The sequence below is a fragment of the Pseudomonas sp. KK4 genome, assembly GCF_001984065.1.
In the GTDB taxonomy this organism is placed as follows: Bacteria; Pseudomonadota; Gammaproteobacteria; order Pseudomonadales; family Pseudomonadaceae; genus Aquipseudomonas.
The window spans coordinates 87,838-113,685 of the sequence record NZ_LYVP01000006.1 but is presented as its reverse complement, the minus strand read 5'-3'; the positions used below and the strand labels follow the sequence as shown (position 1 = coordinate 113,685).

The following is a 25,848-nucleotide window of genomic DNA, read 5'->3' as shown; positions in this document are numbered from 1 at the left end:
ATGCTTTTTCCCGTTTACGCATCATGGAATCTCTGGCTACCCAAGTAAACAGGAGCGATCAAAATGAACGGTTTGAGCGATGTGCGGCTGACGTTACACAGTCAGGAACTGGTGACCGGGCAACAGGACAGTGCGCGAAATGTGATGCGCAATGCACCGTCCCACCTGAATCGCTGGGACCTGTTCTGGCAACGCCTGCACACGCGCAAGGCGTTGCTCGCCCTGACGACGGATCAGCTCAAAGACATTGGACTGACCCGGGAACAGGCGTTGGAAGAGGGGCTTAAGCCTTTTTGGCGGATTTGAGTGCTTGCAGTGTCATTTCGGGCCTCTTCGCGGACAAGCCTCGCTCCTACAGGGTTTTATGTCGTGTAGGAGCGAGGCTTGCCCGCGATGGCGGCATCACAGGCGAAGGAAATCTTTCAGGCCAACTCCCTGAAGCGATGCCACAACATCCCCAGCGCCAGCAACGGCGAGCGCAAATGCCTGCCGCCGGGGAAGGTCATGTGCGGCACCTTCGCAAACAGATCGAACCCACCACTGTGCTGCCCGCTGATGGCTTCGGCCAGCAACTGTCCCGCCAGGTGAGTGGCGTTGACCCCGTGCCCGGAATACGCCTGGGCGTAATACACGTTCGGCTGGTCCTTGAGCCGGCCGATCTGCGGCAGGCGATTGGCGCCGATGCCGATCATCCCGCCCCACTGGTAATCGATCTTCACATCGCCCAGTTTCGGGAAAACCTCCAGCATCTTCGGTCGCATGTAGGCCGCGATGTCTTTCGGATCACGGCCCGAGTAATGGCAGGCGCCACCGAACAGCAAGCGGCGGTCGGCCGAAAGCCGGTAGTAGTCCAGCGCCACCCGTTGATCACAGACCGCCATGTTCTGCGGCAACAATGAGTGCGCCAGCTCTTCGCTCAAGGGTTCGGTGGCGATGATGTAGCTGCCGGCGGGCAGCACTTTGCCGCTCAGTTCGGGGTTGAGGCCATTGAGGTAGGCGTTGCAGCCCAGTACCAGGGTCTTGGCGCGAACCACGCCTTGCGCGGTGTGCACCTTGACCTCGGGACCGTAATCGATGCGGGTGACCGCCGACTGCTCGAACAACTTCACGCCCAATTGCTGTGCGGCGGCCGCTTCGCCCAACGCCAGGTTCAGCGGATGCAAATGCCCGGAACCCATGTCGATCAAGCCACCCACATAACGATCGGACCCGACCACGGTGCGCATTTCGTGGGGTTGCAACAGGCGGGTTTCGTAGCGGTAGCCGAGGCTGCGCAGTTCTTCGGCGTCTTGGGCAAAGCCTTCGAGGTCGCGGGGCTTGTTGGCCAGGTCGCAGTAACCCCAGGTCAGGTCGCATTCGATTTGAAAACGCTCGACGCGTCGCCGGACGATTTCCACGGCTTCCAGGCCCATGAGTTTCATCTGGCGCACACCGTCGGCGCCGATCACGTTGGTGAACTGATCCAGGCCGTGGCCGACGCCGCGAATCAATTGCCCGCCATTGCGTCCGCTGGCGCCCCAGCCGATTTTCCGGGCCTCCAGCAGCACCACGCTGAGCCCGCGTTCGGCCAGTTCCAGCGCCGTGTTCAGCCCCGAGAACCCGCCGCCGACCACGCACACATCGGCCACCAGATCGCCGATGAGCGCCGGGTAGTCCGGCTGCAGCAGGCTGCTGGCGGCGTAATAGGAGGCAGCGTGCTGGGCACTGGCGTTCATGCGCATCGTCCTGATGGTTGTGTCTGGAAAATTTGACGGAGCATAAGCCCCACCTTCGCGCACGGGCAACATTGGTCGGTTGCCGCTGTCTGGATCACGGCTTTTACCGCACAATTGCGCTCTATTCCGATACCGGCCAGCCCCTCGATGAGCTGCAACAGTCAGAAAATCCGCACATTGCGTCAGCAGATCCCCTCGTTCGAGTGTGTGCCCGGCTGCCACGACTGCTGTGGCCCGGTCACCACGTCACCCGAAGAAATGTCGCGCCTGCCGCGCAAGACCCGGGCCGAGCAGGAGGCGGCGATGGACGAGTACAGCTGTGTGCACCTGGGGCCCGGTGGCTGCACGGTGTATGACGAGCGGCCGCTGATCTGTCGGTTGTTCGGCACCACCAAAACGCTGCCGTGCCCCAACGGGCGCGGGCCGGTGGAGCTGATTCACCCGCGGGTCGAAAAGCAGATTTTCGAGTACATGGCCGCGAATCGGCAGGTGCTGGTTTAAAAGACCGTCAATCCGGAATCGGCAGGCTCAAGCTCTCCTTCACTTCTTCCATCACGATGTAACTCTTGGATTCGCGCACATGGGGCAGCTTGAGCAGGATGTCCCCCAACAGCTTGCGATACGAAGCCATCTCCGAAATCCGCGCCTTCACCAGGTAGTCGAAATCCCCTGACACCAGATGGCACTCCAGCACATGGGGCAATTTCAGTACCGCGCGTCGGAACTCTTCGAAAGTATCGCCGGACTTGTAGTCCAGGCTGATCTCGACGAACACCAGCAGGCTACCCTTGAGGTGTTGCGGGTTGAGCCGTGCGTTGTAGCCCATGATGATTCCTTCGCGCTCCAGGCGCCGGACCCGCTCGGTGCAGGGCGTGGTCGACAACCCGACCTTTTCCCCAAGCTCCGTGAATGAGATGCGCCCGTCCGCTTGCAGGATCCGCAAGATGGCGCGGTCGATCTTGTCCAGCTCACGTTTGGTTTGAGTGTTGGTTCGCATAGGGGATGCGCCTCCGTAAAAAGGGTTTTTGCCGAGAATTGTCGCCAAATATAGGCGCTTATATAGTGAAAATCACTGGTCATTCTTTTTTACACTGCGCACATCTGAAGCTCTGAACAACAAACGTCAGCGGTTCGCCGCGATGAGGGAATGAAAATGCGCGTCATGGTCTTGGGTAGCGGCGTCATCGGTACCACCAGTGCTTATTATCTGGCCCGTGCCGGGTTTGAAGTGGTGGTGGTCGACCGGCAGCCAGCTGCTGCCATGGAGACCAGTTTCGCCAACGCGGGCCAAGTGTCGCCGGGCTACGCCTCGCCGTGGGCTGCACCGGGCGTGCCGCTCAAAGCCATCAAGTGGCTGTTGCAGCGCCACGCACCGCTGGCCATCAAGGCCACGGGCGACATCGACCAGTACCTGTGGATGGCGCAGATGCTGCGCAACTGCACCGCCAGCCGTTACGCGGTGAACAAGGAGCGCATGGTGCGCCTGTCCGAGTACAGCCGTGACTGCCTCGACGAACTGCGCGCGGAAACCGGCATTGCCTACGAAGGCCGTAGCCTCGGTACTACTCAACTGTTCCGCACCCAGGCTCAGCTCGACGGCGCCGCGAAAGACATCGCCGTGCTGAAAGAATCCGGCGTGCCATTCGAACTGCTCGACCGCGAAGGCATTGCCCGCGTCGAGCCGGCCCTGGCCAGCGTCACCGATATCCTCTCCGGTGCCCTGCGCCTGCCGAACGACCAGACTGGCGACTGCCAGATGTTCACCACCAAGCTCGCAGAAATGGCCGCGCAACTGGGCGTGCAATTCCGTTTCGGTCAGGACATTCAGCGCCTGGACTTCGCCGGTGATCGCATCAACGGCGTGTGGATCGACGGCAAGCTGGAAACCGCTGACCGCTACGTCCTGGCGCTGGGCAGCTACTCACCGCAATTGCTCAAGCCGCTGGGCATCAAGGCGCCGGTGTATCCGCTCAAGGGTTACTCGATGACCGTGCCGATCACCAACCCGGCAATGGCCCCGACCTCGACCATTCTCGACGAGACCTACAAGGTCGCGATCACCCGTTTCGACAACCGCATCCGCGTCGGCGGCATGGCGGAGATCGCCGGTTTTGACCTGTCGCTCAACCCGCGCCGGCGCGAAACCCTGGAGATGATCGTCAACGACCTTTATCCTCAGGGCGGCAATCTGGCCGAGGCCAGTTTCTGGACCGGCCTGCGTCCGACCACGCCCGATGGCACGCCGATTGTGGGTGCCACGCCGTTCAAGAACCTGTTCCTGAACACCGGTCACGGCACGCTCGGCTGGACCATGGCCTGTGGTTCGGGTCGTCTGCTGGCGGACCTGATGGCCAAGAGAAAGCCGCAGATCAGCGCCGAAGGCCTGGATATTTCCCGTTACGGCAACAAGCGTCAGGAGTCCGCAAAACATGTCAGTCCAGCCCCCGCTCACCAATGACGGCATGAGTGTTCGGCCATAGTCGCTTAGCTACAGATCCCTCTCCCGGCGCTATTGGCGGTTCACGCCGTCAGCCAGCGCCGGTTTTTCTTCCAAACGACCGACCAGAAGTCTGCCGCCATGCGCCCTGCCCGTGCCCTGATCGACCTTCAAGCCCTGCGTCACAACTACCAAGTCGCCCGTGAAGTCACCGGTGCCCGTGCCCTCGCCGTGATCAAGGCCGATGCCTATGGGCATGGCGCGGTGCGTTGCGCCCAGGCGCTCGAGGCTGAAGCGGATGGCTTTGCCGTGGCCTGCATTGAAGAAGCCTTGGAACTGCGCGCCGCCGGCATACGCGCACCGGTGTTGCTGCTGGAGGGCTTTTTCGAAGCCGATGAGCTGTCGCTGATCGTCGAGCATGATTTCTGGTGCGTGGTGCATTCGCTGTGGCAGCTGGAAGCCATTGAGAGAGCGGCGCTGAGCCAACCGATCACGGTCTGGCTCAAGCTCGATTCGGGCATGCACCGGGTCGGCCTGCATCCGAAGGATTACCAGGCGGGCTACCAGCGGCTGCTGGCCAGCGGTAACGTCGCAAAAATCGTGCTGATGAGCCACTTCGCCCGTGCCGATGAATTGCACAGCCAGGCCAGTGCCGAGCAGGTCGCGGTGTTCGAGGCGGCGCGTCAGGGCTTGTCCGCCGAGGTCAGCCTGCGCAATTCGCCGGCGGTGCTGGGCTGGCCGCAGATCCCGAGCGATTGGGTCCGTCCCGGCATCATGCTCTACGGCGCTACGCCCTTCGAAGAAGCCAATGCCGTGGCCTCGCGCCTGCAACCGGTGATGACCCTGGAATCGAAAGTGATCAGCGTGCGTGAACTGCCGGCCGGCGAGCCGATCGGTTACGGCGCCAAATTCATCACCCCCAAACCGATGCGCGTTGGCGTGGTGGCCATGGGGTACGCCGATGGCTATCCGCGCCTGGCACCGACCGGCACGCCGGTGCTGGTGGCCGGGCAACGCAGCCAACTGATCGGCCGGGTGTCGATGGACATGCTGTGCGTGGACCTGACCGATATCCCGCAGGCCGGTCTGGGTTCGACCGTCGAGTTGTGGGGCAAAAACATCCTTGCCAGCGATGTGGCCATCGCGGCCGGTACCATTCCTTACCAGATATTCTGCAACCTGCGTCGCGTGCCAATGCTCTATTCCGGGGCCTGACGCCAGGCACCCCGGACCGAAAGTCGCCTTGCTGACCAGGATTCAGGTCCAAGTGTTGTAAATACTGAACGCTGTCGCCATGATAACGATCAATATTCCAACAACCTGAATCCTTGGAGGCGCAAGCTTTGGACGTCGGTGAACGACTGCAATCGATCCGTAAGCTCAAAGGTCTTTCCCAGCGTGAGCTCGCCAAACGCGCGGGCGTCACCAACAGCACCATTTCGATGATCGAAAAGAACAGTGTCAGCCCCTCGATCAGTTCGCTGAGGAAAGTGCTGGGCGGGATTCCCATGTCCATGGTCGAGTTCTTTTCCGAAGAAATCCTGCAGGAAAAACCGACCCAGATCGTCTACAAGGCCAACGAGCTGATCGACATTTCCGATGGCGCAGTGACCATGAAACTGGTCGGCCGGGCTCACCCGAGCCGGGCTATCGCATTCCTCAACGAAATTTACCCGCCAGGCGCCGACACCGGTGACGAGATGCTCACCCACGAAGGCGAAGAAACCGGGATCCTGCTCGAAGGACGTCTGGAGTTGGTGGTCGGGCTTGAAACTTTTGTGCTCGAAGCTGGCGATAGCTACTACTTTGAAAGTACCAAGCCGCATCGTTTCCGTAATCCGTTCGATGCGCCGGCGCGACTAATCAGCGCAGCTACACCCGCGAATTTTTAAAGAGAGAGGCGCCCTGCCAGTGTGGCCGAGGCACCGAGCTGTTTTTCCGTTGCGCAACAAGACCCCTCTGACTTTGGGGTTGTTTCAGTGTCGCGGGCTAACCGCTATACTTGCGCCCGCCTGCGAACCGTGGCCGCAGGCGTGACTAGCCACCATTGAGGGTGAACGCGTGAACCTAATTATGAAAATGCTGGCCGCACCAGCAACCGTATTGGCCCTCTGGGCTGTCAGCGCTCAAGCTGCGACCACCGACGATATCGCCAAGCGCCTTGAGCCAGTCGGCCAGGTCTGCGTTCAGGGTAAAGAGTGCAAAGGCATGGAAGTGGCCGCTTCTGCCGGCGGTGGTGGCGGTGCCAAGACCCCTGACGAAGTCATTGCAAAACATTGCAACGCTTGCCACGGCACCGGCCTGCTGGGTGCACCGAAAATCGGTGATGCCGCGGCCTGGAAAGACCGTGCCGACCACCAGGGCGGCCTCGACGGCATCCTGGCCAAAGCCATTACCGGTATCAACTCGATGCCGCCAAAAGGCACCTGCGCCGACTGCTCCGATGAAGAACTCAAAGGCGCGATCCAGAAGATGTCCGGCCTGAAATAAGCCCCGTATCTTCGCGCTGAAAAGCCGCTTTCGAGCGGCTTTTTCGTGCCCGCCGTTTCGATAACACCGCCGCCCCCTGTAGGAGCGAGCATGCTCGCGATGTCCTCACAGACGCCGCGGGGTGTCAGGCGCCCAGCGTCATCGTTGACGACCATCGCGAGCATGCTCGCTCCTACAGGGGAGGTGTATGGTTCGAATGCTTTGACAGGCTGTTCAATGCAGCAAAGACCCGGCAAGCTCGGTCCAACCCCACATCATGGAATGGCAGGGAGAATCGGATGGTGCAGTTGTGTTCTATCGAGCAATCGGTCGATGAAGTGTTGGCGCGGTTGCCGGCGCATATCCACATGGGCCTGCCTCTGGGTTTGGGCAAACCCAATCACTTCGTCAATGCGTTGTATCAGCGGGTTGCGCAATTGCCCAAGCGGCGGCTGACGATCTACACCGCGCTTTGCCTGGGGCGCCCTGCCTTGGGCGATGGATTGCAGAAGCGTTTCCTCGAGCCCTTCTGCGAGCGGGTTTTCGGCGACTATCCTGAGCTGGATTTCCTGGCTGAACTCAAGCGCGACAGCCTGCCTCCCAATATCCACGTTCAGCAATTCTTCATGCAGCCCGGCAGCCTGCTTCACAGCGAAGCGGCGCAGCAGGATTACGTGAGCAGCAACTACAGCCACGCCGCCCGGGACATCAACGCCGCCGGTTTGAACCTGGTGGCGCAACTGGTTGCCAGCCACGCTGACCACCCCGACCGCCTGAGCCTCAGTTGCAACCCGGACATCACCCTCGACCTGCTGCCCATGATCGGCAGGCGCCGGGAAGCCGGGGAGACGATCCTCATGGTCGGCCAGGTACACAGCGACCTGCCCTACATGCCTGGCGATGCCGAGGTTGGCATCGACACCTTCGATTTGCTGATCGACGAAAAGGACAACACCACACTGTTCTCCACGCCAAACATGCCAGTGGGCTTTCAAGATCATTTCATCGGCCTGCACGCCAGTACGTTGGTGCGCGATGGCGGTACCTTGCAGATCGGCATCGGCGCCATGGGCGATGCGCTGACGGCGGCCTTGCTGGCGCGCCAGGCGGACAACGCTGGCTACAAGGCGCTGCTGGCGGATGTGAACCTCAGCCCGTGGGCGCAACTGATCGATCGGGAAGGCGGTCTCGACCCCTTCGCCAAGGGCTTGTACGGTTGCAGCGAAATGTTCGTCAACGGCCTGCTGGTGCTGGCCGATGCCGGTATCGTGCGGCGCAAGGTGTACCCGGACGTGCAGACTCAACAGCAGGCGAATGACGGCACGTTGGATGAAGCCGCGCAGAACGATGGCCTCTCGGTGCACGGTGGTTTCTTCCTCGGGCCGCGCAGCTTCTACGAGCGCCTGCGCGAGTTGCCGCAAAGCAAGCGGCTCGAATTCAACATGACCCGCATCAGCTACATCAACGAGCTGTATGGCCAGGAAGAACTCAAGCGCTTGCAGCGTATCGATGCGCGCTTCATAAACACCGTATTCACCATGACCCTGCTCGGCGCCGGCGTGGCCGATCAGTTGGAAAACGGGCGGGTGCTCAGCGGTGTCGGTGGCCAATACAACTTCGTCGCCCAAGGCCATGCGCTGCACGATGCTCGTTCGATTCTGCTATTGCGCAGTTGGCGCGAGGCAGGCGGGGAGGTCAGTTCCAACATCGTCTGGGAGTACGGCCACTGCACCATCCCACGGCACTTGCGGGACGTCGTGGTCACCGAATACGGCATTGCCGATTTGCGTGGCAAGACCGACGCGGCAGTGATCGAGGCGCTGCTCAATATCAGCGACTCACGCTTTCAGACAGGGTTGATCGAGCAGGCGCAGAAGGCCGGCAAACTCCCCAAGGATTTCCGCCTCGATCCGCGTTTCACCGACAACAGCCCGCAGCGTTTGCAGGCAATCCAGGCCAACCATGCGCATTTGTTCCCGGAGTATCCGCTGGGTTGTGATTTCACCGAGGTGGAAAAGGATTTGTTGCGGGCGCTGAACTGGTTGAAGAGCAAGTTCAAGCTGAGCGAGATTCTTGAGTTGGGCAAGGCGGCGCTGGATGCGCCATCACCTGAGACCTTCCCCGAGCATTTGCAGCGAATGCAGCTGAGCGAGCCGGATGGCCTGAAAGAAGATTTATATCAGCGGCTGCTGCTCACAGGCCTCAAGGCCACCACGCAATAAAGGCTGGCGCAGATCAAATGTGGGAGCGGGCTTGCTCGCGAAAACGGTGTGTCAGTCAACGAAAATGTTGACGGATGAATCGCTTTCGCGAGCAAGCCCGCTCCCACATTGGGTACGAGGTGGGTCGGCTTATTCGATGAAAGTCACGACGCCATCTTTGAGCGACTTCACCCGAGCCAGCGACTCCACGCGATAACCCTGTGCATCCAGCTCTGCACGGCCGCCCTGGAACGACTTCTCGATCACGATACCCAGGCCCGCCACGGTGGCGCCGGCCTGCTTGATGATCGAGATCAGCGCCTGGGACGCCTTACCGTTGGCCAGGAAGTCATCGATGATCAGCACGCGGTCGCTGCTGGTCAGGTGGCGCGGAGAAATCGCCACGGTGCTTTCGGTCTGCTTGGTAAACGAGTACACGGTCGCCGACAACAGGTTTTCGGTCAGGGTCAGGGACTGGTGCTTGCGGGCGAAAATCACCGGCACGCCCAGGTTCAGGCCGGTCATGATCGCCGGCGCAATGCCCGAGGCTTCAATGGTGACGATCTTGGTGATGCCCGAATCCTTGAACAGCGTGGCGAATTCGTCGCCGATCAGCTTCATCAGGGCCGGGTCGATCTGGTGGTTCAGAAAGGCGTCGACTTTCAGGACCTGGTCGGAAAGCACGATGCCTTGTTCACGAATTTTCTGGTGCAGTGCTTCCATGAAGCTGTCCTCTGTTGGCGCCTTGTGCGCCGAAGGTGTAAGTAAAAGTGGTCAATTCTAGCGCTTTAACATCGCGCGTATATCCGCCAATGCGTTATTGCCGCGAACGGCTTTCACTTCAGTCGGCGTGTCGTCGTTGCCTTCCCAGGCCAGGTCGTCCGGTGGCAGCTCATCGAGAAAGCGGCTGGGCGCGCAGTCGATGATCTCGCCGTACTGCTTGCGCTTGGCGGCGAAAGTGAAGGCCAGGGTCTGACGGGCGCGGGTGATGCCCACGTAGGCCAGGCGCCGTTCTTCTTCGATGGTGTCGGCCTCGATGCTGGAGCGGTGCGGGAGGATTTCCTCTTCCATGCCCATGATGAACACGTAAGGGAATTCCAGGCCCTTGGAGGCGTGCAGGGTCATCATTTGCACGCCTTCGGCGCCGTCTTCCTCTTCCTGCTGACGCTCGAGCATGTCGCGCAGCACCAGTTTGCCGATGGCGTCCTCGACGGTCATTTCACCGTCTTCGTCTTTTTCCAGGGTGTTCTTCAAGGCCTCGATCAGGAACCAGACGTTACCCATGCGGTAGTCGGCGGCCTTGTCGCTGGAGCTGTTGGTGCGCAGCCAGTTCTCGTAGTCGATGTCCATGACCATGCTGCGCAGGGCCGCGATCGGGTCTTCGCCGGCGCACTGCTCGCGCACCTTGTCCATGAAGCGTTTGAAGCGCGACAGGCGATCGGTGAAACGACTGTCCAGGTGCTCGCCCAGGCCGATTTCGTCGGTGGCGGCGTACATCGAGATCTTGCGTTCGGTGGCGTAGTTGCCCAGTTTCTCCAGCGTCGTCGAGCCGATTTCCCGGCGCGGCACGTTGATCACCCGCAGGAAGGCGTTGTCGTCGTCCGGGTTCACGATCAGGCGGAAGTAGGCCATCAGGTCCTTCACTTCCTGACGGCCGAAGAAGCTGTTGCCGCCGGACAGGCGATATGGCACCTGGTGATGCTGCAGTTTCAGCTCGATCAGCTTGGCCTGGTAGTTGCCGCGATAGAGGATCGCGAAATCGCTGTAGGGCCGGTCGGTGCGCAAATGCAGGCTGAGGATTTCCATGGCCACGCGCTCGGCTTCGGCGTCTTCGTTGCGGCAGCGGATCACACGGATCTCGTCGCCGTGGCCCATCTCACTCCACAACTGCTTTTCGAATTCGTGGGGATTGTTGGAGATCAGCACGTTGGCGCAGCGCAGGATGCGGCTGGTGGAGCGATAGTTCTGCTCCAGCATCACCACTTTCAACGACGGGTAGTCGTCCTTGAGCAGCATCAGGTTTTCCGGCCGCGCGCCGCGCCAGGCGTAGATCGACTGGTCGTCGTCGCCCACCACGGTGAACTGGTTGCGCTTGCCGATGAGCATTTTCACCAGCAGGTACTGGCTGGCGTTGGTGTCCTGGTATTCATCCACCAGCAGATAGCGCACCTTGTTCTGCCACTTTTCCAGGATGTCGGCGTGTTCTTCGAACAGCTTCACCGGCAGCAGGATCAGGTCGTCGAAGTCCACCGCGTTGAACGCCTTGAGCGTGCGCTGGTAGTGGGTATAGACGATGGCGGCGGTCTGTTCCTTGGGGTTGCGCGCGTTTTCCAGGGCCTGTGCTGGCAGGATCAGGTCGTTTTTCCAGGCGCCGATCATGTTCTTGATCTCGTCGACGCCATCGTCGCCCGAGTATTCCTTCTGCATGATGTCGGTCATCAGGGCCTTGACGTCGGTTTCGTCGAAGATCGAGAAGCCCGGTTTGTAACCCAGTCGCGCGTGCTCCTTGCGGATGATGTTCAGGCCCAGGTTGTGGAAAGTGCACACCGTCAGGCCACGGCCTTCGCCGGCGCGCAACAGGGTCCCGACCCGTTCTTTCATCTCGCGTGCGGCCTTGTTGGTGAAGGTCATGGCGACGATGTACTGGGCGCGGATGCCGCAGTTCTGGATCAGGTGTGCGATCTTGCGGGTGATCACGCTGGTCTTGCCGGAGCCAGCACCGGCGAGCACCAAAAGAGGGCCGCCGACGTAGCTCACGGCTTCTTGCTGCCGGGGATTGAGTCGGGACATAGGTAAATTCAGGAGTCAGTCACGAAATGGGCCGGCATTTTAACAGGCTCTGAGAATTGTGCTGCTCTGTCCGACTTGTGACGCACAACGCGATCTCTAATTGCCGGTTTTGTTACTTTCACGCAGGATGCGCAACGAATTACCGGCTAATGTTCGTAATTCCGGATACAAAGGCCTCGTTTGATAACTGATGTCATTTGGTCATTGCTTATCAGCACGGCATAATGCCCGTCGCCTACATCTTTGCAGAGTCTAGGGAGCTAGCTTGTCTACGCCTGTCGAACCCTTGCGTTTGCTGCTACTGGCCGAAGAGCCAGCGTGGGCAGCGTTGTTGCGCGAGTGTCTGGCTCCGATGGGGAGCTCGACCGTGCTCATCAGCGCTCCGAGTTGGGAGTCGGTCAGCAGTCTGTTCGATGACAACCGCAGCGCGGTGTTGTTGACGATCCCGGCCCTTCAGCCTGCGCCGGGCCGTTGCTGCCTGCCGACGGTGCTGCTGCTCGAACATGAGCCGCAGCTCCCGCCCGACGGTGTGAGCGACTGGCTGGTACGCGACCACCTCGACGCCGGCATGCTGCGTCGCTGCCTGCGCCATGTGCGCGAGCGCGGCGTGCTGGAAACCACTCTGCAACGCCTGGCCGAACAGGACCCGCTGACCGGAATCGCCAATCGCCAGGGCTTCCAGACCTTACTGACCGCACGCCTGGCGGAAAACGACGGGCGTGGCCTGGCCTTGGGTCATCTCGATCTCGACAACTTCCGTTACGCCAACGACGCCCTCGGCCATCAGGCCGGCGACCGGCTGATCCTGCAGGTGGTGGCGCGGCTCAAGAGCCAGCTCGAGGCTGGCGATCAACTGGCCCGCCTGGGCAGCGACGAATTCGCCTTGCTCATCGACACCCGCCGCGCACCGCAGCGCGCCGAGTGGATGGCCGAACGCATCACCGAAGCGCTGGCCGAGCCCTATTGGGTCGATGGCGAGAGCCTGCTGATCGGCTCCAGCCTGGGCATCGCCCACGCTCGCGCCCAGGCCGGCGCCGACCCGCTGATGTGGCATGCCCACATCGCCATGCAGCAGGCCAAGAGCACCCAGGGCTGTACCTTCCACATCTTCAACGAACGCATCAACCGCAACGCGCGCAGCATCGCCGACCTCGAAACCGAGCTGCGCCGGGCGCTGCGCCGTGATGAGCTGGAGCTGCACTACCAGCCACGGTTGAACCTTGAGGACGGCCAGATCGTCGGCCTCGAAGCTCTGGTGCGCTGGCGTCATGCCGAGCGTGGCCTGCTGCCGCCGAGCGAGTTCGTGCCCCTGGCCGAACAGAGCGGCCTGATCGTGCCGCTGGGCTACTGGGTGATTTCCCGGGCCCTGCGCGACATGCAGGCGCTGTTGGAGCTGGGCTTGCCGCCATTGCACATGGCGATCAACCTGTCGTTCCGACAGTTCCAGGACAGCCAACTGCTGTCGACCCTGAGTCGGCTGATTGCCGAACGCGGGGTCGAGGCGCAATGGCTGGAATTCGAACTGACCGAAACCGCAGTCATGCGCCGCAGCGATCTGGTCAAGCAGACCATGGATGCCTTGGGGCGCCTGGGCGTGCGCTTTTCCCTCGACGATTTCGGCACCGGTTTCTCATCCTTCGTGCACCTCAACAGCCTGCCGATCACCTTGCTGAAAATCGACAAGAGTTTTGTCGGCGGCATGGAGCAGCGCGAAGAGAACCGCAAGCTGGTTCACGCGATGATCAACCTGGCGCACAACCTCAATCTGGAAGTGGTGGCTGAAGGTGTGGAAACACCGGAGCAACTGGATTTGTTGCGCGGGTTCGATTGCGATCAGGTGCAGGGGTACCTGATCAGCAAGCCGCTGGCGCTGGCGGATCTGGTGGAGTACCTGACCTTCGACGGCAATCAGCAGCCAGCGCTGGAAGTGGTGGTCTGAACGCGGACGAAATGTGGGAGGGGGCTTGCTCGCGAATGCGGTGTGTCAGTCAACACTGATTTGCCTGACAGACCGCATTCGCGAGCAAGCCCGCTCCCACAATAGATATCACTGCGCCCGAACGGCGTCGTAATGCCGCGGCGCCGGCTCCCGCCGAATCATCCGCTTCATCTTCCCCTCGAACGCCAGCGTCAGGCTTACCGCCGCACAGGCCAACCCCAGCGCCAAACCCCACCAGACACCCGTCGGCCCCCACTGCAAGTGGAACGCCATCCACCAGGCCGCCGGTGCGCCAATCAGCCAATAGCAGCCAAGCCCCACCAGGAACGTAGTCTTGGCGTCCTTGAGCCCGCGAATGCAGCCCATGGCGATGGTTTGCGTGCCGTCGAACAGCTCGAACCAGGCCGCTACCGCGAGCAGGCTCACGGCCAGTTGGATGACGTCGCCAAAGGCCGGGTCGTTGTGGTCCAGGAACAGGCCGATCAACTGATTCGGCAACAGCCAGAACACCATCGCAAAACACAGCATGGCCACCGCGCCGAAGGCGATGCCGACCCGTCCGGCCAAACGCGCATCCAGCAGTTGCCCGGCGCCATAGTGCTGGCCGATGCGCATGGTGATCGCATAGGAAATCCCCGCCGGTACCATGAACGCCACCGAGACGATCTGCAGGGCGATCTGATGCGCCGCCAGTTGCGTACTGCCCATGGTGCCCATGCACAGCGCTGCAAACGCAAACAGCCCGACCTCCACGGCGTAGGTGCCACCGATCGGCAGGCCCAGGCGCCACAGCTCTTTCAGGTATTGCCGGTTGAGCTGGAACAACCCCTGACGCAGCGGGTAGGCGTTGTAAGCCGAGTGCCGGCGAATGTGCCACGCCAGGGCCAGCGCCATCAGGTTGGCGACGATCGCGGTGACCAGGCCGATGCCCATCAGGCCCAGTTTGGGCAGGCCGAACATCCCGGTAATCAGCGCGTAATTGAGCAGGAAGTTGGCCACCGTGCCGCCCAGGCTGATGACCATCACCGGCGTCGCCCGGCCGATGGCGCTGGTGAAGCCGCGCAAGGCCATGAAACTCAGGTAGCCGGGCAGGGCGAACGGCAGGAACACCAGGAACTGTCCGGCTGCCTGCACGTTGCTCTCGGTCTGGCCGAACAGCAGCAACACCGGCTTGAGGTTCCACAGCAGCAACCCACCGCCCAGCGCCATCAGCCACGCCAGCCACACCCCGGCCTGGGTCAGTCGGGTGGCGCCGAGGATATCGCCAGCGCCCTGACGGATCGCCACCAGCGTGCCCACCGCGGCGATCACACCGATGCAGAAAATCGACACGAACGAGTAGCTCGCTGCGCCTAGCCCACCGCCGGCCAGCGCCTCTGGGCTCAGGCGCGCCATCATCAAGGTGTCGGTGAGGACCATCAGCATGTGCGCCAGCTGCGAGGCAATCAACGGCCCCGACAGCCGCAAAATGGCCCAGAGTTCAGTACGTGCCGGATGCTGCATGGTCATCACGCTCGACGGTCAATATGAATGGGAAAGTGTTGATTCTCGGCGCTCTGCGGGGTTTGCACAAAGGGATAAAAAGGATGGGTGGCATGAGTCAAACTCATGCAAGGAAATTTCTGATAGGGTGATTGAATTCCGCGGTAGGAGCTTTCCCGATGTCACGTCGTCTTCCTCCCTTGTATGCCCTGCGCGCATTCGAAGCGGCCGCGCGGCACAGCTCGTTCACCCGTGCTGCCGAAGAGCTGTCCATCACCCAAAGTGCGGTCAGCCGGCATATTCGCACCCTCGAAGAGCATTTTGCCTGTCGCTTGTTTCACCGCAGTGGGCGCAACCTGCAACTGACCGAATCGGCCCGTTTGCTGCTGCCGGGCATCCGTGAGGGCTTCACTGCTTTGGAGCGGGCCTGCAACACCCTGCGCGCCGAAGACGACATCCTGCGCATGAAAGCCCCGTCGACGCTGACCATGCGCTGGTTGCTGGCGCGCCTGAGTCGCTTCCGTCATTTGCAGCCGGGCAACGAAGTGCAATTGACCAGCGCCTGGATGGACGTCGACTCGGTCGACTTCAACGATGAGCCGTTTGACTGTGCGGTGTTGCTCAGCAACGGCCATTTCCCACCGGACTGGGAGGCGAGTTACCTGTTCCCCGAAGAGTTGATCCCCGTAGGCGCGCCCAACTTGCCGAGCGCTCAACCCTGGGATGCCAAGCGCCTGGCCAACACCGAGTTGCTGCACCCGACGCCAGACCGGCGCGACTGGCGCAATTGGTTGGAGCGCATGGGACTGGCTGATCAGGTGTCGCTCAGGGGCGGGCAGGTGTTCGACACCCTGGAGCTGGGCATGATCGCCGCTGCACGGGGTTACGGTGTGTCCATGGGTGACCTGTTGATGGTGGCCGAAGACGTCGCCCAGGGACGTTTGAGCCTGCCTTGGCCGACGGCGGTGGCCAGCGGCGAGAAGTATTACCTGGTGTGGCCGAAAACCCGTCCGGGCGGTGAGCGCATGCGCCGCCTCAGCGACTTTCTGCAGGGGGAAGTGAGGGCCATGGAATTGCCGGATGTCGTGCATTTGAGCTGAATCGATGAAGCCGCTGCAATGGCGGCCTCAAGCCTTATCCCGGTTGGGGACTCAAGTATTCCCGCCAGCCGCCGAAAATCTTGGCGTGGGACCTTCGTGCAGGTTTCACGCTACTCCCATTATTAGAAATTTTGCTGAGTGAGCTCGAGATCAGGATGATCCGGCTGCTCGGCCAGGAGCTGTCATGTCTCAACCTCGTGCCCGGATCGCTTCACAGCTTGGTCTTGCGCTCGCCGTGATACTGGCGATTGTCATCACCGGCAGTACCTTGTTCGCCTTGCGCTCGCTGGACACCGCCAACCTCGCCACCCGCGAAGAGCACCTGGCCAGTGAAGCCCGGTTGCTGGCCGATCAGTTGAGCACCTTTCACGGCACCTTGCGTGAAAGCACCCAGCGCCTGGCGGGGCTGTTCGAAAAGCGATTCAGCGCAGGCCTGACCGTGCACCCGGATGAGCCGGTGACCGTGGCGGGCACCCAGACGCCTGGCTTGCAGCTGGGCAGCGAAGTGCTGAACAACAACTTCAAGGAAGTGGACGAGTTCAAGCAAATGACCGCGGGCGTGGCCACAGTGTTCGTGCGCAGCGGCGAAGACTTTATTCGCATCAGCACCAACGTCACCAAGCAGGACGGCAGCCGCGCCATCGGCACGGTGCTCGATCATGCGAACCCGGCCTATGCCCGTTTGATGTCGGGGCAGAGTTTCGTTGGACGGTCTCTGCTGTTCGAGCGCTTCTACATGTCGCAGTACACCCCGGTGCGTGATAGCAGCGGTAAGGTGTTTGCGGTGTTGTACGTAGGGTTCGATTACACCGACGCGCAGAAAGCCCAATTCGAAAACCTCAAGCGTTTCCGTATCGGCCAGACCGGTTCCCTGGCGCTGCTGGATGAGCAGAACAAATGGCTGGTGCCGATTGCCGGTGTAGAGGCGTTGGATCAAGCCGTCCCGGAAATTGTCGAGCTGGCGAAAACGCCCGGCAAGGGCGATTTCTGGAGCGACACGTCCGAAGAATTCTATAGCGTGGCCGTGCCATTCGAAGGTGGCCCGTGGTCGGTGGTGGCGAGCATGCCCAAAGCCGAAATCAGCGCCGTCACCTGGAGCGTCGGTATTCAATTGGCCATCGGCAGTTTGCTGGCGATGTTGCTGGCCGTCGGTTCGGCAGTGTGGCTGTTGCGCAGCAAACTGGCGCCGCTGGGGGATCTGGTGCGTCAGGCCGAAGCCTTGGGCGCTGGTGATTTGAGCGTGCGCTTGAACGTGTCCAGCAACGACGAAATCGGTCAGTTGGGCCGCGCCTTCAACCAGATGAGCCAGGCGCTGTCGACCATGGTCGAGCACATCCGCAATGCCTCGCTGGAGGTCAACAGCCGTGCCCAGGCCTTGTCCGGTCTGTCCGGTGGCGCCTATGAGGGGATGGAGCAGCAGTCGGGGGAAATCACCAGCATGGCCGGGGCCGTGGAAGAGTTCAGCGCCACCTCGTTGAACATCGCCGACAACATGGGCAACACCCAGCGCCTGGCCCAGGAAAACGCCCAGCAGACACAAATCGGCCGCACGTCCATGGACGAAGCGTCGTCGTCGCTGGAGCAGATCGCCGGTGCCTTGAACAGCACCGCGACGGTGATCAACACCCTGGGTCAGCGCTCTCAGGAAATCGGCGGCATTGTCGGGGTGATTACCTCGATCGCCGAGCAAACCAACCTGCTGGCGCTCAATGCCGCCATCGAAGCGGCCCGGGCCGGCGAGCAGGGCCGTGGTTTTGCCGTGGTGGCCGATGAGGTGCGCAACCTGGCGTCTCGTACCCGCGAAGCCACCGACGAAATTTCCAGCATGATCCAAAGCATTCAGCAGGAGACCGGCAACGCTATCAGCACCATGGAGCAGGGCAATGTGCTGATGCAGGAAGGCCTGTCGCGCAACGCAAACGTTGCCGCGGCATTGGCGCGGATCGACGAGCAGAGCCGTTCGGCGGGTCAGCAGTTTGCCGCGATTACCACGGCGACTCAGGAACAGAGCAGCACGGCGACCTTGCTCAGCAGCAATCTGCAAAGTATTGCGTTGGCCAATAGCGAGCAGCGTGAAGTGGTGTCCAACCTGGCGATTACGGCTAAAGAGCTGGAGAAGCTGGCGGCGGATTTGCGGGCCGAGGTTGATCGGTTTCGTTGAGGTGCCGCGCAAATAGCCTTCGCGAGCAAGCCCGCTCCCACATTGGAATGCGTTCCCCTGTAGTAGCGAGCTTGCTCGCGATGAACGCCGGAACACCGCGGGGTATCAGGTTTCCCGCATCATCGTTGACTCCCACATTTGGAGCGGCGTACGGCACAAAACCTGTGGGAGCGGGCTTGCTCGCGAATGGGTCGACTCGGTTCCAGCACGTTCACTGCGTCGCCGGCCGATACTGCAATGCCTCCGCCAAATGCTCCCGGGTAATGCCATCAGCCTGTTCAAGGTCTGCCAAGGTGCGCGCAACCTTGAGTAATCGATGGGCCGACCTCAACGACAGGGTCAATCGCTCGCACGCCGTTTCCAGCCAATGCTCATCGGCGGTGGCTAACTTGCAGTGTCGCCGCAGTCCCGGCAGATCCAGAAAAGCGTTGGCGCAGCCCTGGCGCTTTTGCTGACGCTCGCGAGCTTCAGCGACCAGGGCTGCGGCACTGGCGCTGTCTTCTCCGGGTTTTGTCGCCGGGTTAAGCGCGGTGGCTTCCCGGGCTACAGTCAGGTGCAAGTCGATGCGATCCAGCAGCGGTCCTGACAGCTTGTTTCTATAGCGCTGGACCATGTCCGGCGTGCAAGAGCAGCGACCAGTGGGCTCGCCAAGATATCCACAGGGGCACGGATTCATCGCCGCTACCAACTGGAAACGCGCCGGGAATCGCACGCGATCCTTCGCCCGCGAAATCACGATGTACCCGGACTCCAGTGGTTCCCTGAGCACCTCCAATACCTTGCGATCAAATTCCGGGAGCTCGTCCAGAAACAGCACGCCGTGGTGGGCCAGGGTTATCTCACCCGGTTGTGGTTTCGAGCCGCCGCCTACCAGCGCGGGCCCCGAAGCCGAGTGATGGGGCTGGCGAAACGGCCGCTGTGGCCAGTGGCTCAGTGGCGCACAACTGGCGACCGATTGAATCGCCGCCACCTCCAGCGCTTCACTCTCGGCCAGCGGCGGCAACAAACCCGGCAGGCGGCTCGCCAACAACGTCTTGCCCGTTCCCGGCGGCCCGCTGAGCAGCAGATTGTGCGCGCCTGCCGCCGCGATCAGCAGTGCGCGTTTGGCCGCCAACTGACCCTGCACTTCGTTCAGGTCCGGGTAGGGTTTGCTGGCGTGCATCAACCCATCGGACACATAGGGCTCAACGGGCGTGTGTCCATTCAAGTGGGCCACTGCCTGTAGCAGATGATCCACCGCGATCACCTTCAGCCCTGACGCCAGGCACGCCTCTTCAGCGTTCGCCCGCGGCACCATCAACCAGCGCCCGGCCTTGCGCGCTGCGAGAGCCGCCGGCAACACACCCCGCACGGCGCGCACCGCACCTGACAGCGCCAGTTCACCCAGACACTCCATGTCATCGAGCGTCAGGGTCGGCACCTGCACGCTGGCCGACAGAATTCCCAACGCAATCGCCAGATCGAACCGCCCGCCATCCTTGGGCAAATCCGCCGGCGCCAGATTCAAGGTGATCCGCCGCGCCGGAAACTGCAGCCCCGAATTGATGATCGCACTGCGCACCCGATCCTTACTCTCCTTCACCGCCGCTTCGGGCAGGCCGACCATGGTCAGCGAAGGCAAACCATTGGCCAGATGGACTTCAACAGTGACAGCGGGTGCATCCACGCCAATCTGGGCGCGGCTGTGGACGATGGAGAGGGACATGGTCGTTCCTTGAGTTGTACGGGGGCCGCTTCCTGCGGGTTTTTGAAGGGTAGACGGGAGAGGAGGATTTCGCGTGGCGGGAGGGATCGTGAATTTTCGCGAGATGTTGCAAGTTCAACATCAGACACGCGGACAGAAAAAACCGCCATCGCGGCGGTTATCAGCAGGCAGTTTCAGGCTCTTCTACCAGCAAGCAGCCCCGCCGGTTCAAGGTCTTTGCCGTGAGACGCCGCGACATCTAGAAATCTTTGTTGATTGGATGAAATGTTGCCGCCTAGCCGAAGCGCCTCAGCATGATATTGAACGAGGAGTAGCAATTTGGCTTTTCGTTTTTTTTGAGTCATGGAAACCTCCTGTGGCTGGGAATAACAAGACGAAAAGCGTAAAGAAAAGGCTGAGGGCCGATAAATTAGGCTTGAGAACCGCACTTTGTAGGACCGTGCTGATAAAGCTGAAGGAGTTCGGTGAAAGAGCATGGAGTGTCTTGCCGGATGTTATCGATCCACCTGAACACCACGCCCGGGTTCTGACTAAATCTGCAATCGACCTTCAATCGCGAACAAGCCTGCTCCCACAAGGATTAGCGGTGTTTACTCGGCTGGTGGAGTCAGCTTCGCTTCCATCTGCGCCACTTTGGCCTCAAGTGCCTCCAGCCGCGCCCGGGTACGAGCCAGTACGACCATCTGGCTATCGAACTCTTCCCGGCTGACCAGATCGAGTTTGCTGAAGGCGCTCTGCAGCAGGGCCTTGAACTGGCTTTCGATTTCGGCTTTTGGCAAAGGAGTGTCGCCGCTGAAGAGGCGGGAAGCGGTGCCGGTCAGGGCGTCGAGGAAGTCTTTGGGCGCGAGCATGGCAAATGTCCTGGAAACAATGGCCGGCAGTGTATCACGCAGCGTCTATAGTCATTTTCGCGGGCAAGGGATGCACGCTTTTCGCGCATGCGGATGGACGGCATCGCACCGTTGTTGTGCGTAACCTGTCGAGAGTTTTGACGAAGTCGCCGGTATCTGCGGGCAAAGGCTTGAAAACAGTGAAGTTTGTGGAGATGGCAAGCTTTCTGCTTAGTCCCTCGTGACCCATGCACTGATGCAGTCGCTGTGACGAATGCAGTGCGCCACGCGGAACACGGGGAGTGTTTTGCAAGGAGCGGTTAGCTGGCGTCGGACGGGCAGGTAAGGCCGACGATGCGTTACAAAGCCAGGCACTGCGCTTAGACTTGAGACGGGTTTGTTTTCCTGGGGCAAGTCCACCAATTCGGGAGAGAGTTTTCATGAAGCTAGTCACTGCCATCATCAAGCCGTTCAAGTTGGACGACGTGCGCGAGTCGCTGTCCGAGATCGGCGTGCAGGGCATTACCGTCACTGAAGTCAAAGGCTTCGGCCGGCAGAAGGGTCACACCGAGCTGTACCGCGGCGCGGAGTACGTGGTCGATTTCCTGCCCAAGGTGAAGATTGATGTCGCCATTGACGACAAGGATCTCGACCGGGTTATCGAAGCGATAACCAAGGCCGCCAACACCGGCAAGATCGGTGACGGCAAGATCTTCGTGGTCAATCTGGAACAGGCGATTCGCATCCGTACCGGCGAAACCGATACCGACGCAATCTAAGCCGCCACAAACCCAACGCCCCAGGAGAAAACAATATGACTCTGCGTAAATTCGCAGGGCTAGGAGCCCTGTTGTCCCTCGTAATGCCCAGCCTGGCCATGGCGGCAGACGAAGTGGCGGCCCCAGTCCTCAATTCCGGCGACACCGCCTGGATGCTGACCTCGACAGCTCTCGTGCTGTTCATGACCATTCCCGGCCTTGCGCTGTTCTACGGCGGCATGGTTCGGTCGAAAAACATTCTTTCCGTGATGATGCAGTGCTTCGCCATTACCGGCCTGATCAGCGTCCTGTGGGTCATTTATGGCTACAGCATCGCGTTCGACACCACCGGCATGGAGCAGGGCGTCGTCAACTTCAATTCGTTCTTCGGTGGCATGGGCAAGGCCTTCCTCGCCGGTGTCACGCCAGCCAGCCTGACCGGCCCGGCGGCGCTGTTCCCTGAAGCAGTGTTCATCACCTTCCAGATGACCTTCGCCATCATCACCCCGGCGCTGATCGTCGGTGCCTTCGCCGAGCGCATGAAGTTCTCCGCGATGCTGATCTTCATGGGCGTCTGGTTCACCCTGGTTTACGCACCGATTGCGCACATGGTCTGGTCCGGTAACGGCGGCCTGTTGTGGGACTGGGGTGTACTGGACTTCGCTGGCGGCACCGTGGTGCACATCAACGCCGGTATCGCCGGTCTGGTAGCGTGCATCGTGCTCGGCAAGCGCAAAGGCTTCCCGACCACCCCGATGGCTCCACACAACCTCGGCTACACCCTGATGGGCGCGGCGATGCTGTGGGTCGGCTGGTTCGGCTTCAACGCCGGCTCCGCTGCAGCCGCCAACGGCACCGCCGGCATGGCGATGCTGGTGACCCAGATCGCTACCGCCGCTGCTGCACTGGGCTGGATGTTCGCTGAGTGGATCACCCACGGCAAACCTAGCGCACTGGGCATCGCTTCGGGTGTAGTTGCCGGTCTGGTCGCGATTACTCCGGCCGCCGGTACCGTGGGCCCGATGGGCGCACTGGTGATCGGCCTGGCGGCGGGCGTGGTGTGCTTCTTCTGCGCCACCACCCTCAAACGCAAACTTGGCTATGACGACTCCCTGGATGCCTTCGGCGTGCACGGTATCGGCGGTATCCTCGGCGCGATCCTGACCGGTGTGTTCGCTGCACCGTCCCTGGGTGGCTTCGGCACCGTGACCGACATCGCCGCACAAGTGTGGATCCAGTGCAAAGGCGTGGGCTTCACGGTGATCTACACCGCGATCGTCACCTACATCATTCTCAAGGTGCTCGATGCTGTGATGGGTCTGCGCGTCACTGAAGAAGAAGAGGCTGTCGGTATCGATCTGGCGCTTCACAACGAACGCGGCTACAACTTGTAAGCGCGCGCATGTAAAAACTTGCCCGGCTTGCCGGGCATTTTTTTGCCTGCGATTTGTCATTGAAGGGTGGCTGAAAGGTTTTTTCTGACCGCTTTTTGAACGTTTACGAGGGCGGTTCTGGCACGGTCGATGGCTGACGCGATCGAAGCAATATTAGGGCCTTTGTTTTTTCCCAGAGCGCGCTAGAATGCGCCCCGAACGTGCGGAGAACTGTATGTGGCAACAGACTCTGATTACCCTGCGGGCCAGGCCCCGGGGCTTTCATCTGGTAACGGACGAGTTACTCGCTGGCCTGCCTGAACTCAAGGGTGTCGGGTCGGTCTGTTGCATTTGTGGCTGCAGCATACCTCGGCGTCGTTGACCATCAACGAGAACGCCGATCCGGCGGTACGTCGCGACTTCGAACGATTTTTCAATCGTCTGATCCCACAAGGAACAGACGGCTATGAGCATAACGACGAAGGCCTGGACGACCTCCCGGCGCACTTCAAGGCCAGCGTGCTTGGCTGTCAGCTCAGTCTGCCGATTTCGGCAGGGCGGTTGGCGTTAGGGACCTGGCAAGGCGTTTATCTGGGCGAGCACCGTGATCATGGCGGTGCCCGTAAAGTCCTCGCCACCTTGCACGGTGAAGGGGCATAACCGCTGGTCAGCAGCGGCTGTTGATTTTTTTCCGGCAGCCTTCGACAGAGGGCAAAGCTGGGCTATAACTAATCTGCTTTTCGCAAGTCATGAGGTAGAACATGAGCGACGATGATCTGGAAAACGACGACCTCGAAGTAGGCGACGACGACGAAACCGAAGAAGGTCTGGAAGCAGCGGCCGAAGACGTCGCTGAAGACGACGGCGGCGATGCACCCGTCGTGACCGCCAAAGGCAAGGCCAAGGCTGCGGTATCAGTCGATGAGCTGCCGAGTGTCGAAGCCAAGAACAAGGAGCGCGACGCCCTGGCCAAAGCCATGGAAGAGTTCCTGGCCCGTGGCGGCAAGGTGCAGGAAGTGGAGGCCAATGTGGTCGCCGATCCGCCCAAGAAGCCTGACAACAAGTACGGCAGCCGGCCTATCTGAGCCTGTTTCGCGCTTGCCGAAAAAGCCCGCCGTCGCTGCGGGCTTTTTCATGCCTGAATCAAAACGCTCGGATTCGGCATGATCCATTGTGGGAGCGGGCTTGCTCGCGAAAGGGGCGTGCCAGTGACCACTGATGTCGGCTGACCCACCGCTTTCGCGAGCAAGCCCGCTCCCACATTGGATGTGTGTACGATCCGGAGTCAGTGTCCGGCGTTCCACATCGCCAGCAACGCCGGCAATTCGGTCAGGCTACGGATCTCTGCATCCGGCAAGCGGTCTGCCTCCCAGGCCTTGCCCGCCGGGTTGAACCAGATCGCGCGCAATCCTGCTTGCTGGGCGCCAGCAATGTCATCGCCCGGGTGGTCGCCGATATGCACCGCCTTCTCGGGCGTCGCACCGCCGCGCTGCAAGGCCTCATGGAACAGCCGCGCATCGGGCTTGGCGATGCCGATATCTTCGGCGCACAGCGCAAACTTGAAGTAGTCCGCCAGCCCCAGGCGACGTACATCGGCGTTGCCGTTGGTGACCACACCCAAGGCGTAGTGGTTGGCCAGTACTTCCAGGGTCGGTTGCACTTCCGGGAAGATCTCCAGTTGATGCCGGGCATGCAGGAATACCTCGAAACTCTGGTCGGCCAGGTCCGCGGCTTCTGCATGAGGGTAGCCGGCTTCTTCCAGGGCCTGGAACAGGACGCGCCGGCGCAGGGCGCTGATGCGGTGCTTGAGGTTCGGCTCGATGCTCAGGATGCGTTCGCGAATCGCCCACAGGTGCTCCACCGGCACCGCGCCCAGGTTCGGCGCGTGCTCGGTCAGCCAGGCACGCAATACGGCTTCGGCGCTGACAATCACTGGGGCGGTGTCCCACAGCGTGTCATCAAGGTCGAAGGTGATCAGTTGGATCGTCATGAATCGTCGCCTTTAATGCGTTTGGCCCGTGGATGGGCGCTGTCGTAGACCGTGGCCAGGTGCTGGAAGTCCAGGTGGGTATAGATCTGCGTGGTCTTGATGTCGGAGTGGCCAAGCAGTTCCTGCACCGCTCGCAGGTCCTGGGAGGACTCGAGCAAATGACTGGCGAACGAGTGCCGCAGCATGTGCGGGTGCAGGTTCTGTCCCAATTCACGCTCGCCGGCTGTCTTGACCCGTACCTGAATGGCCCGAGGACCCAGGCGTCGGCCTTGCTGGCTGACAAATACCGCATCGTCCACCGGGTTGGTCATGGCCCGCAAGGGCAGCCACAACTCCAGCGCCTCGCGCGCCTTCTTGCCCACCGGCAACAAGCGGGTTTTGCTGCCCTTGCCGAGCACCTGGACCATACCGTCGGCCAGATCGAGCTGATCGAGGTTCAGCCCGGTCAGCTCGGACAGGCGCAATCCGGACGAGTAAAACAGCTCCAGAATCGCCTGATCGCGCCGGGCCAGAAAATCATCCTCGACCCCGCCTTCGAGCAGTTGCAGCGCGCGGTCGGTATCCAGGGTTTTCGGCAACCGGCGTTCGCCCTTGGGCGGCGCCAGGCCATTGGCCGGGTCGTGATCGCACAGGCCTTCGCGATTCAGGTAGTGATAGAGCCCACGGACGGCCGACAGCAATCGCGCAAGGCTGCGGGAGGATTGGCCTTGGGAGTGCAGCCGGGCGATCAGGCTGCGCAGCCGTTGGATATCCAGCGCCGCCCAACTGCCGATACCCTGCTTGACGCACCAGCCCAGGACTTTATCGAGATCGCGACGGTAGGCCGACAGCGTGTGCGGCGACACCTGCCGCTCACTGCGCAGGTGTTCGCAGTAAGCGTCCAGTTGCCGTTCCATGT

General features: G+C 61.1%; 23 protein-coding genes and 1 pseudogene. 14 read left to right on the top strand and 10 right to left on the bottom strand.

Features of this window, described 5'->3' with window-relative positions:
* Positions 1-63 precede the first annotated feature (63 nt).
* Positions 64-306, top strand: coding sequence for a DUF1127 domain-containing protein (locus B0W55_RS04300; protein ID WP_077044783.1), 243 nt, complete (start codon positions 64-66; stop codon positions 304-306).
* Positions 307-422: 116 nt separating this feature from the next.
* Here the strand turns inward: B0W55_RS04300 and B0W55_RS04295 are convergent, their stop codons facing one another.
* The gene (locus B0W55_RS04295) at positions 423-1,715 is read right to left on the bottom strand and encodes an FAD-binding oxidoreductase (protein ID WP_077044782.1); all 1,293 of its coding nucleotides are present in this window, start codon (positions 1,713-1,715) and stop codon (positions 423-425) included.
* Positions 1,716-1,862: 147 nt separating this feature from the next.
* Between B0W55_RS04295 and B0W55_RS04290 the strand changes: the two genes are divergently transcribed.
* Positions 1,863-2,216, top strand: coding sequence for a YkgJ family cysteine cluster protein (locus B0W55_RS04290; RefSeq protein WP_077044781.1), 354 nt, complete (start codon positions 1,863-1,865; stop codon positions 2,214-2,216).
* Positions 2,217-2,223: 7 nt separating this feature from the next.
* Here the strand turns inward: B0W55_RS04290 and B0W55_RS04285 are convergent, their stop codons facing one another.
* Positions 2,224-2,712, bottom strand: a complete 489-nt coding sequence (locus tag B0W55_RS04285) for an Lrp/AsnC ligand binding domain-containing protein (protein ID WP_077044780.1) — start codon at positions 2,710-2,712, stop codon at positions 2,224-2,226.
* A 156-nt stretch (positions 2,713-2,868) separates the two neighbouring features.
* Between B0W55_RS04285 and dadA the strand changes: the two genes are divergently transcribed.
* The 5 genes from dadA (at position 2,869) to B0W55_RS04260 (ending at position 8,843) form a co-directional block, all read left to right on the top strand.
* Positions 2,869-4,173 carry a D-amino acid dehydrogenase gene (dadA, locus tag B0W55_RS04280; protein ID WP_077044779.1) on the top strand — a complete coding sequence of 435 codons (1,305 nt, stop codon included), beginning with the start codon at positions 2,869-2,871 and terminating at the stop codon, positions 4,171-4,173.
* Between the two features lie 120 nt (positions 4,174-4,293).
* A complete protein-coding gene (gene alr, locus B0W55_RS04275) occupies positions 4,294-5,367 on the top strand; it encodes an alanine racemase (protein ID WP_077044778.1) in 1,074 nt (357 codons plus the stop codon).
* A gap of 128 nt (positions 5,368-5,495) precedes the next feature.
* Complete coding sequence (locus B0W55_RS04270; protein WP_008150195.1) at positions 5,496-6,044, top strand: cupin domain-containing protein; 549 nt, start codon at positions 5,496-5,498, stop codon at positions 6,042-6,044.
* Positions 6,045-6,225: 181 nt separating this feature from the next.
* A complete protein-coding gene (locus B0W55_RS04265) occupies positions 6,226-6,642 on the top strand; it encodes a cytochrome c5 family protein (protein ID WP_077044777.1) in 417 nt (138 codons plus the stop codon).
* Between the two features lie 278 nt (positions 6,643-6,920).
* Entirely contained in the window at positions 6,921-8,843 is a 1,923-nt protein-coding gene (locus B0W55_RS04260) for an acetyl-CoA hydrolase/transferase C-terminal domain-containing protein (RefSeq protein WP_077044776.1), read from the top strand.
* Positions 8,844-8,972: 129 nt separating this feature from the next.
* Here B0W55_RS04260 and B0W55_RS04255 read toward each other — a convergent pair whose 3' ends face one another.
* Both B0W55_RS04255 and rep read right to left on the bottom strand, forming a co-directional pair.
* Entirely contained in the window at positions 8,973-9,545 is a 573-nt protein-coding gene (locus tag B0W55_RS04255; protein ID WP_077044775.1) for a xanthine phosphoribosyltransferase, read from the bottom strand.
* A gap of 57 nt (positions 9,546-9,602) precedes the next feature.
* Complete coding sequence (gene rep, locus B0W55_RS04250) at positions 9,603-11,612, bottom strand: DNA helicase Rep (protein WP_077044774.1); 2,010 nt, start codon at positions 11,610-11,612, stop codon at positions 9,603-9,605.
* Between the two features lie 265 nt (positions 11,613-11,877).
* On the opposite strand from rep, the gene B0W55_RS04245 reads away from it, so the two are divergent.
* Positions 11,878-13,551, top strand: a complete 1,674-nt coding sequence (locus B0W55_RS04245; RefSeq protein ID WP_077044773.1) for a bifunctional diguanylate cyclase/phosphodiesterase — start codon at positions 11,878-11,880, stop codon at positions 13,549-13,551.
* Between the two features lie 108 nt (positions 13,552-13,659).
* On the opposite strand, the gene B0W55_RS04240 is transcribed toward B0W55_RS04245, so the two are convergent.
* On the bottom strand, positions 13,660-15,054 hold the full coding sequence (locus B0W55_RS04240; protein WP_077044772.1) for a NorM family multidrug efflux MATE transporter: 1,395 nt from the start codon (positions 15,052-15,054) through the stop codon (positions 13,660-13,662).
* A gap of 158 nt (positions 15,055-15,212) precedes the next feature.
* Here B0W55_RS04240 and B0W55_RS04235 point away from each other — a divergent pair, with 158 nt between their 5' ends.
* Both B0W55_RS04235 and B0W55_RS04225 read left to right on the top strand, forming a co-directional pair.
* Positions 15,213-16,133, top strand: a complete 921-nt coding sequence (locus tag B0W55_RS04235; protein WP_077044771.1) for a LysR substrate-binding domain-containing protein — start codon at positions 15,213-15,215, stop codon at positions 16,131-16,133.
* Positions 16,134-16,317: 184 nt separating this feature from the next.
* Positions 16,318-18,294 (top strand): methyl-accepting chemotaxis protein, encoded by a 1,977-nt coding sequence (locus B0W55_RS04225; RefSeq protein ID WP_077044770.1) that lies wholly within the window; start codon positions 16,318-16,320, stop codon positions 18,292-18,294.
* A gap of 211 nt (positions 18,295-18,505) precedes the next feature.
* On the opposite strand, the gene B0W55_RS04220 is transcribed toward B0W55_RS04225, so the two are convergent.
* The 3 genes from B0W55_RS04220 to B0W55_RS04215 form a co-directional block, all read right to left on the bottom strand.
* On the bottom strand, positions 18,506-19,999 hold the full coding sequence (locus tag B0W55_RS04220; RefSeq protein ID WP_077044769.1) for a YifB family Mg chelatase-like AAA ATPase: 1,494 nt from the start codon (positions 19,997-19,999) through the stop codon (positions 18,506-18,508).
* Between the two features lie 173 nt (positions 20,000-20,172).
* Complete coding sequence (locus B0W55_RS30715) at positions 20,173-20,343, bottom strand: hypothetical protein (RefSeq protein WP_175645464.1); 171 nt, start codon at positions 20,341-20,343, stop codon at positions 20,173-20,175.
* Between the two features lie 246 nt (positions 20,344-20,589).
* Positions 20,590-20,850, bottom strand: coding sequence for an accessory factor UbiK family protein (locus B0W55_RS04215; RefSeq protein ID WP_077044768.1), 261 nt, complete (start codon positions 20,848-20,850; stop codon positions 20,590-20,592).
* Between the two features lie 419 nt (positions 20,851-21,269).
* Between B0W55_RS04215 and glnK the strand changes: the two genes are divergently transcribed.
* The 4 genes and pseudogenes from glnK to sutA all read left to right on the top strand — a co-directional run bounded on the left by glnK (position 21,270) and on the right by sutA (position 24,045).
* Positions 21,270-21,608, top strand: a complete 339-nt coding sequence (glnK, locus tag B0W55_RS04210) for a P-II family nitrogen regulator (RefSeq protein ID WP_002555808.1) — start codon at positions 21,270-21,272, stop codon at positions 21,606-21,608.
* 35 nt (positions 21,609-21,643) lie between these two features.
* Entirely contained in the window at positions 21,644-22,981 is a 1,338-nt protein-coding gene (locus B0W55_RS04205; RefSeq protein ID WP_077044767.1) for an ammonium transporter, read from the top strand.
* Positions 22,982-23,195: 214 nt separating this feature from the next.
* Positions 23,196-23,620 (top strand): annotated as a pseudogene (locus B0W55_RS04200) (secondary thiamine-phosphate synthase enzyme YjbQ).
* 101 nt (positions 23,621-23,721) lie between these two features.
* Positions 23,722-24,045: a transcriptional regulator SutA gene (sutA, locus tag B0W55_RS04195; RefSeq protein WP_077044766.1), complete on the top strand. Its 324-nt coding sequence runs from the start codon at positions 23,722-23,724 to the stop codon at positions 24,043-24,045.
* A 200-nt stretch (positions 24,046-24,245) separates the two neighbouring features.
* Here sutA and B0W55_RS04190 read toward each other — a convergent pair whose 3' ends face one another.
* Both B0W55_RS04190 and xerC read right to left on the bottom strand, forming a co-directional pair.
* Complete coding sequence (locus tag B0W55_RS04190; RefSeq protein WP_077044765.1) at positions 24,246-24,950, bottom strand: HAD family hydrolase; 705 nt, start codon at positions 24,948-24,950, stop codon at positions 24,246-24,248.
* The gene (gene xerC, locus B0W55_RS04185) at positions 24,947-25,846 is read right to left on the bottom strand and encodes a tyrosine recombinase XerC (protein WP_077044764.1); all 900 of its coding nucleotides are present in this window, start codon (positions 25,844-25,846) and stop codon (positions 24,947-24,949) included. Before xerC ends, B0W55_RS04190 begins: the two co-directional genes overlap by 4 nt.
* Positions 25,847-25,848 lie beyond the last annotated feature (2 nt).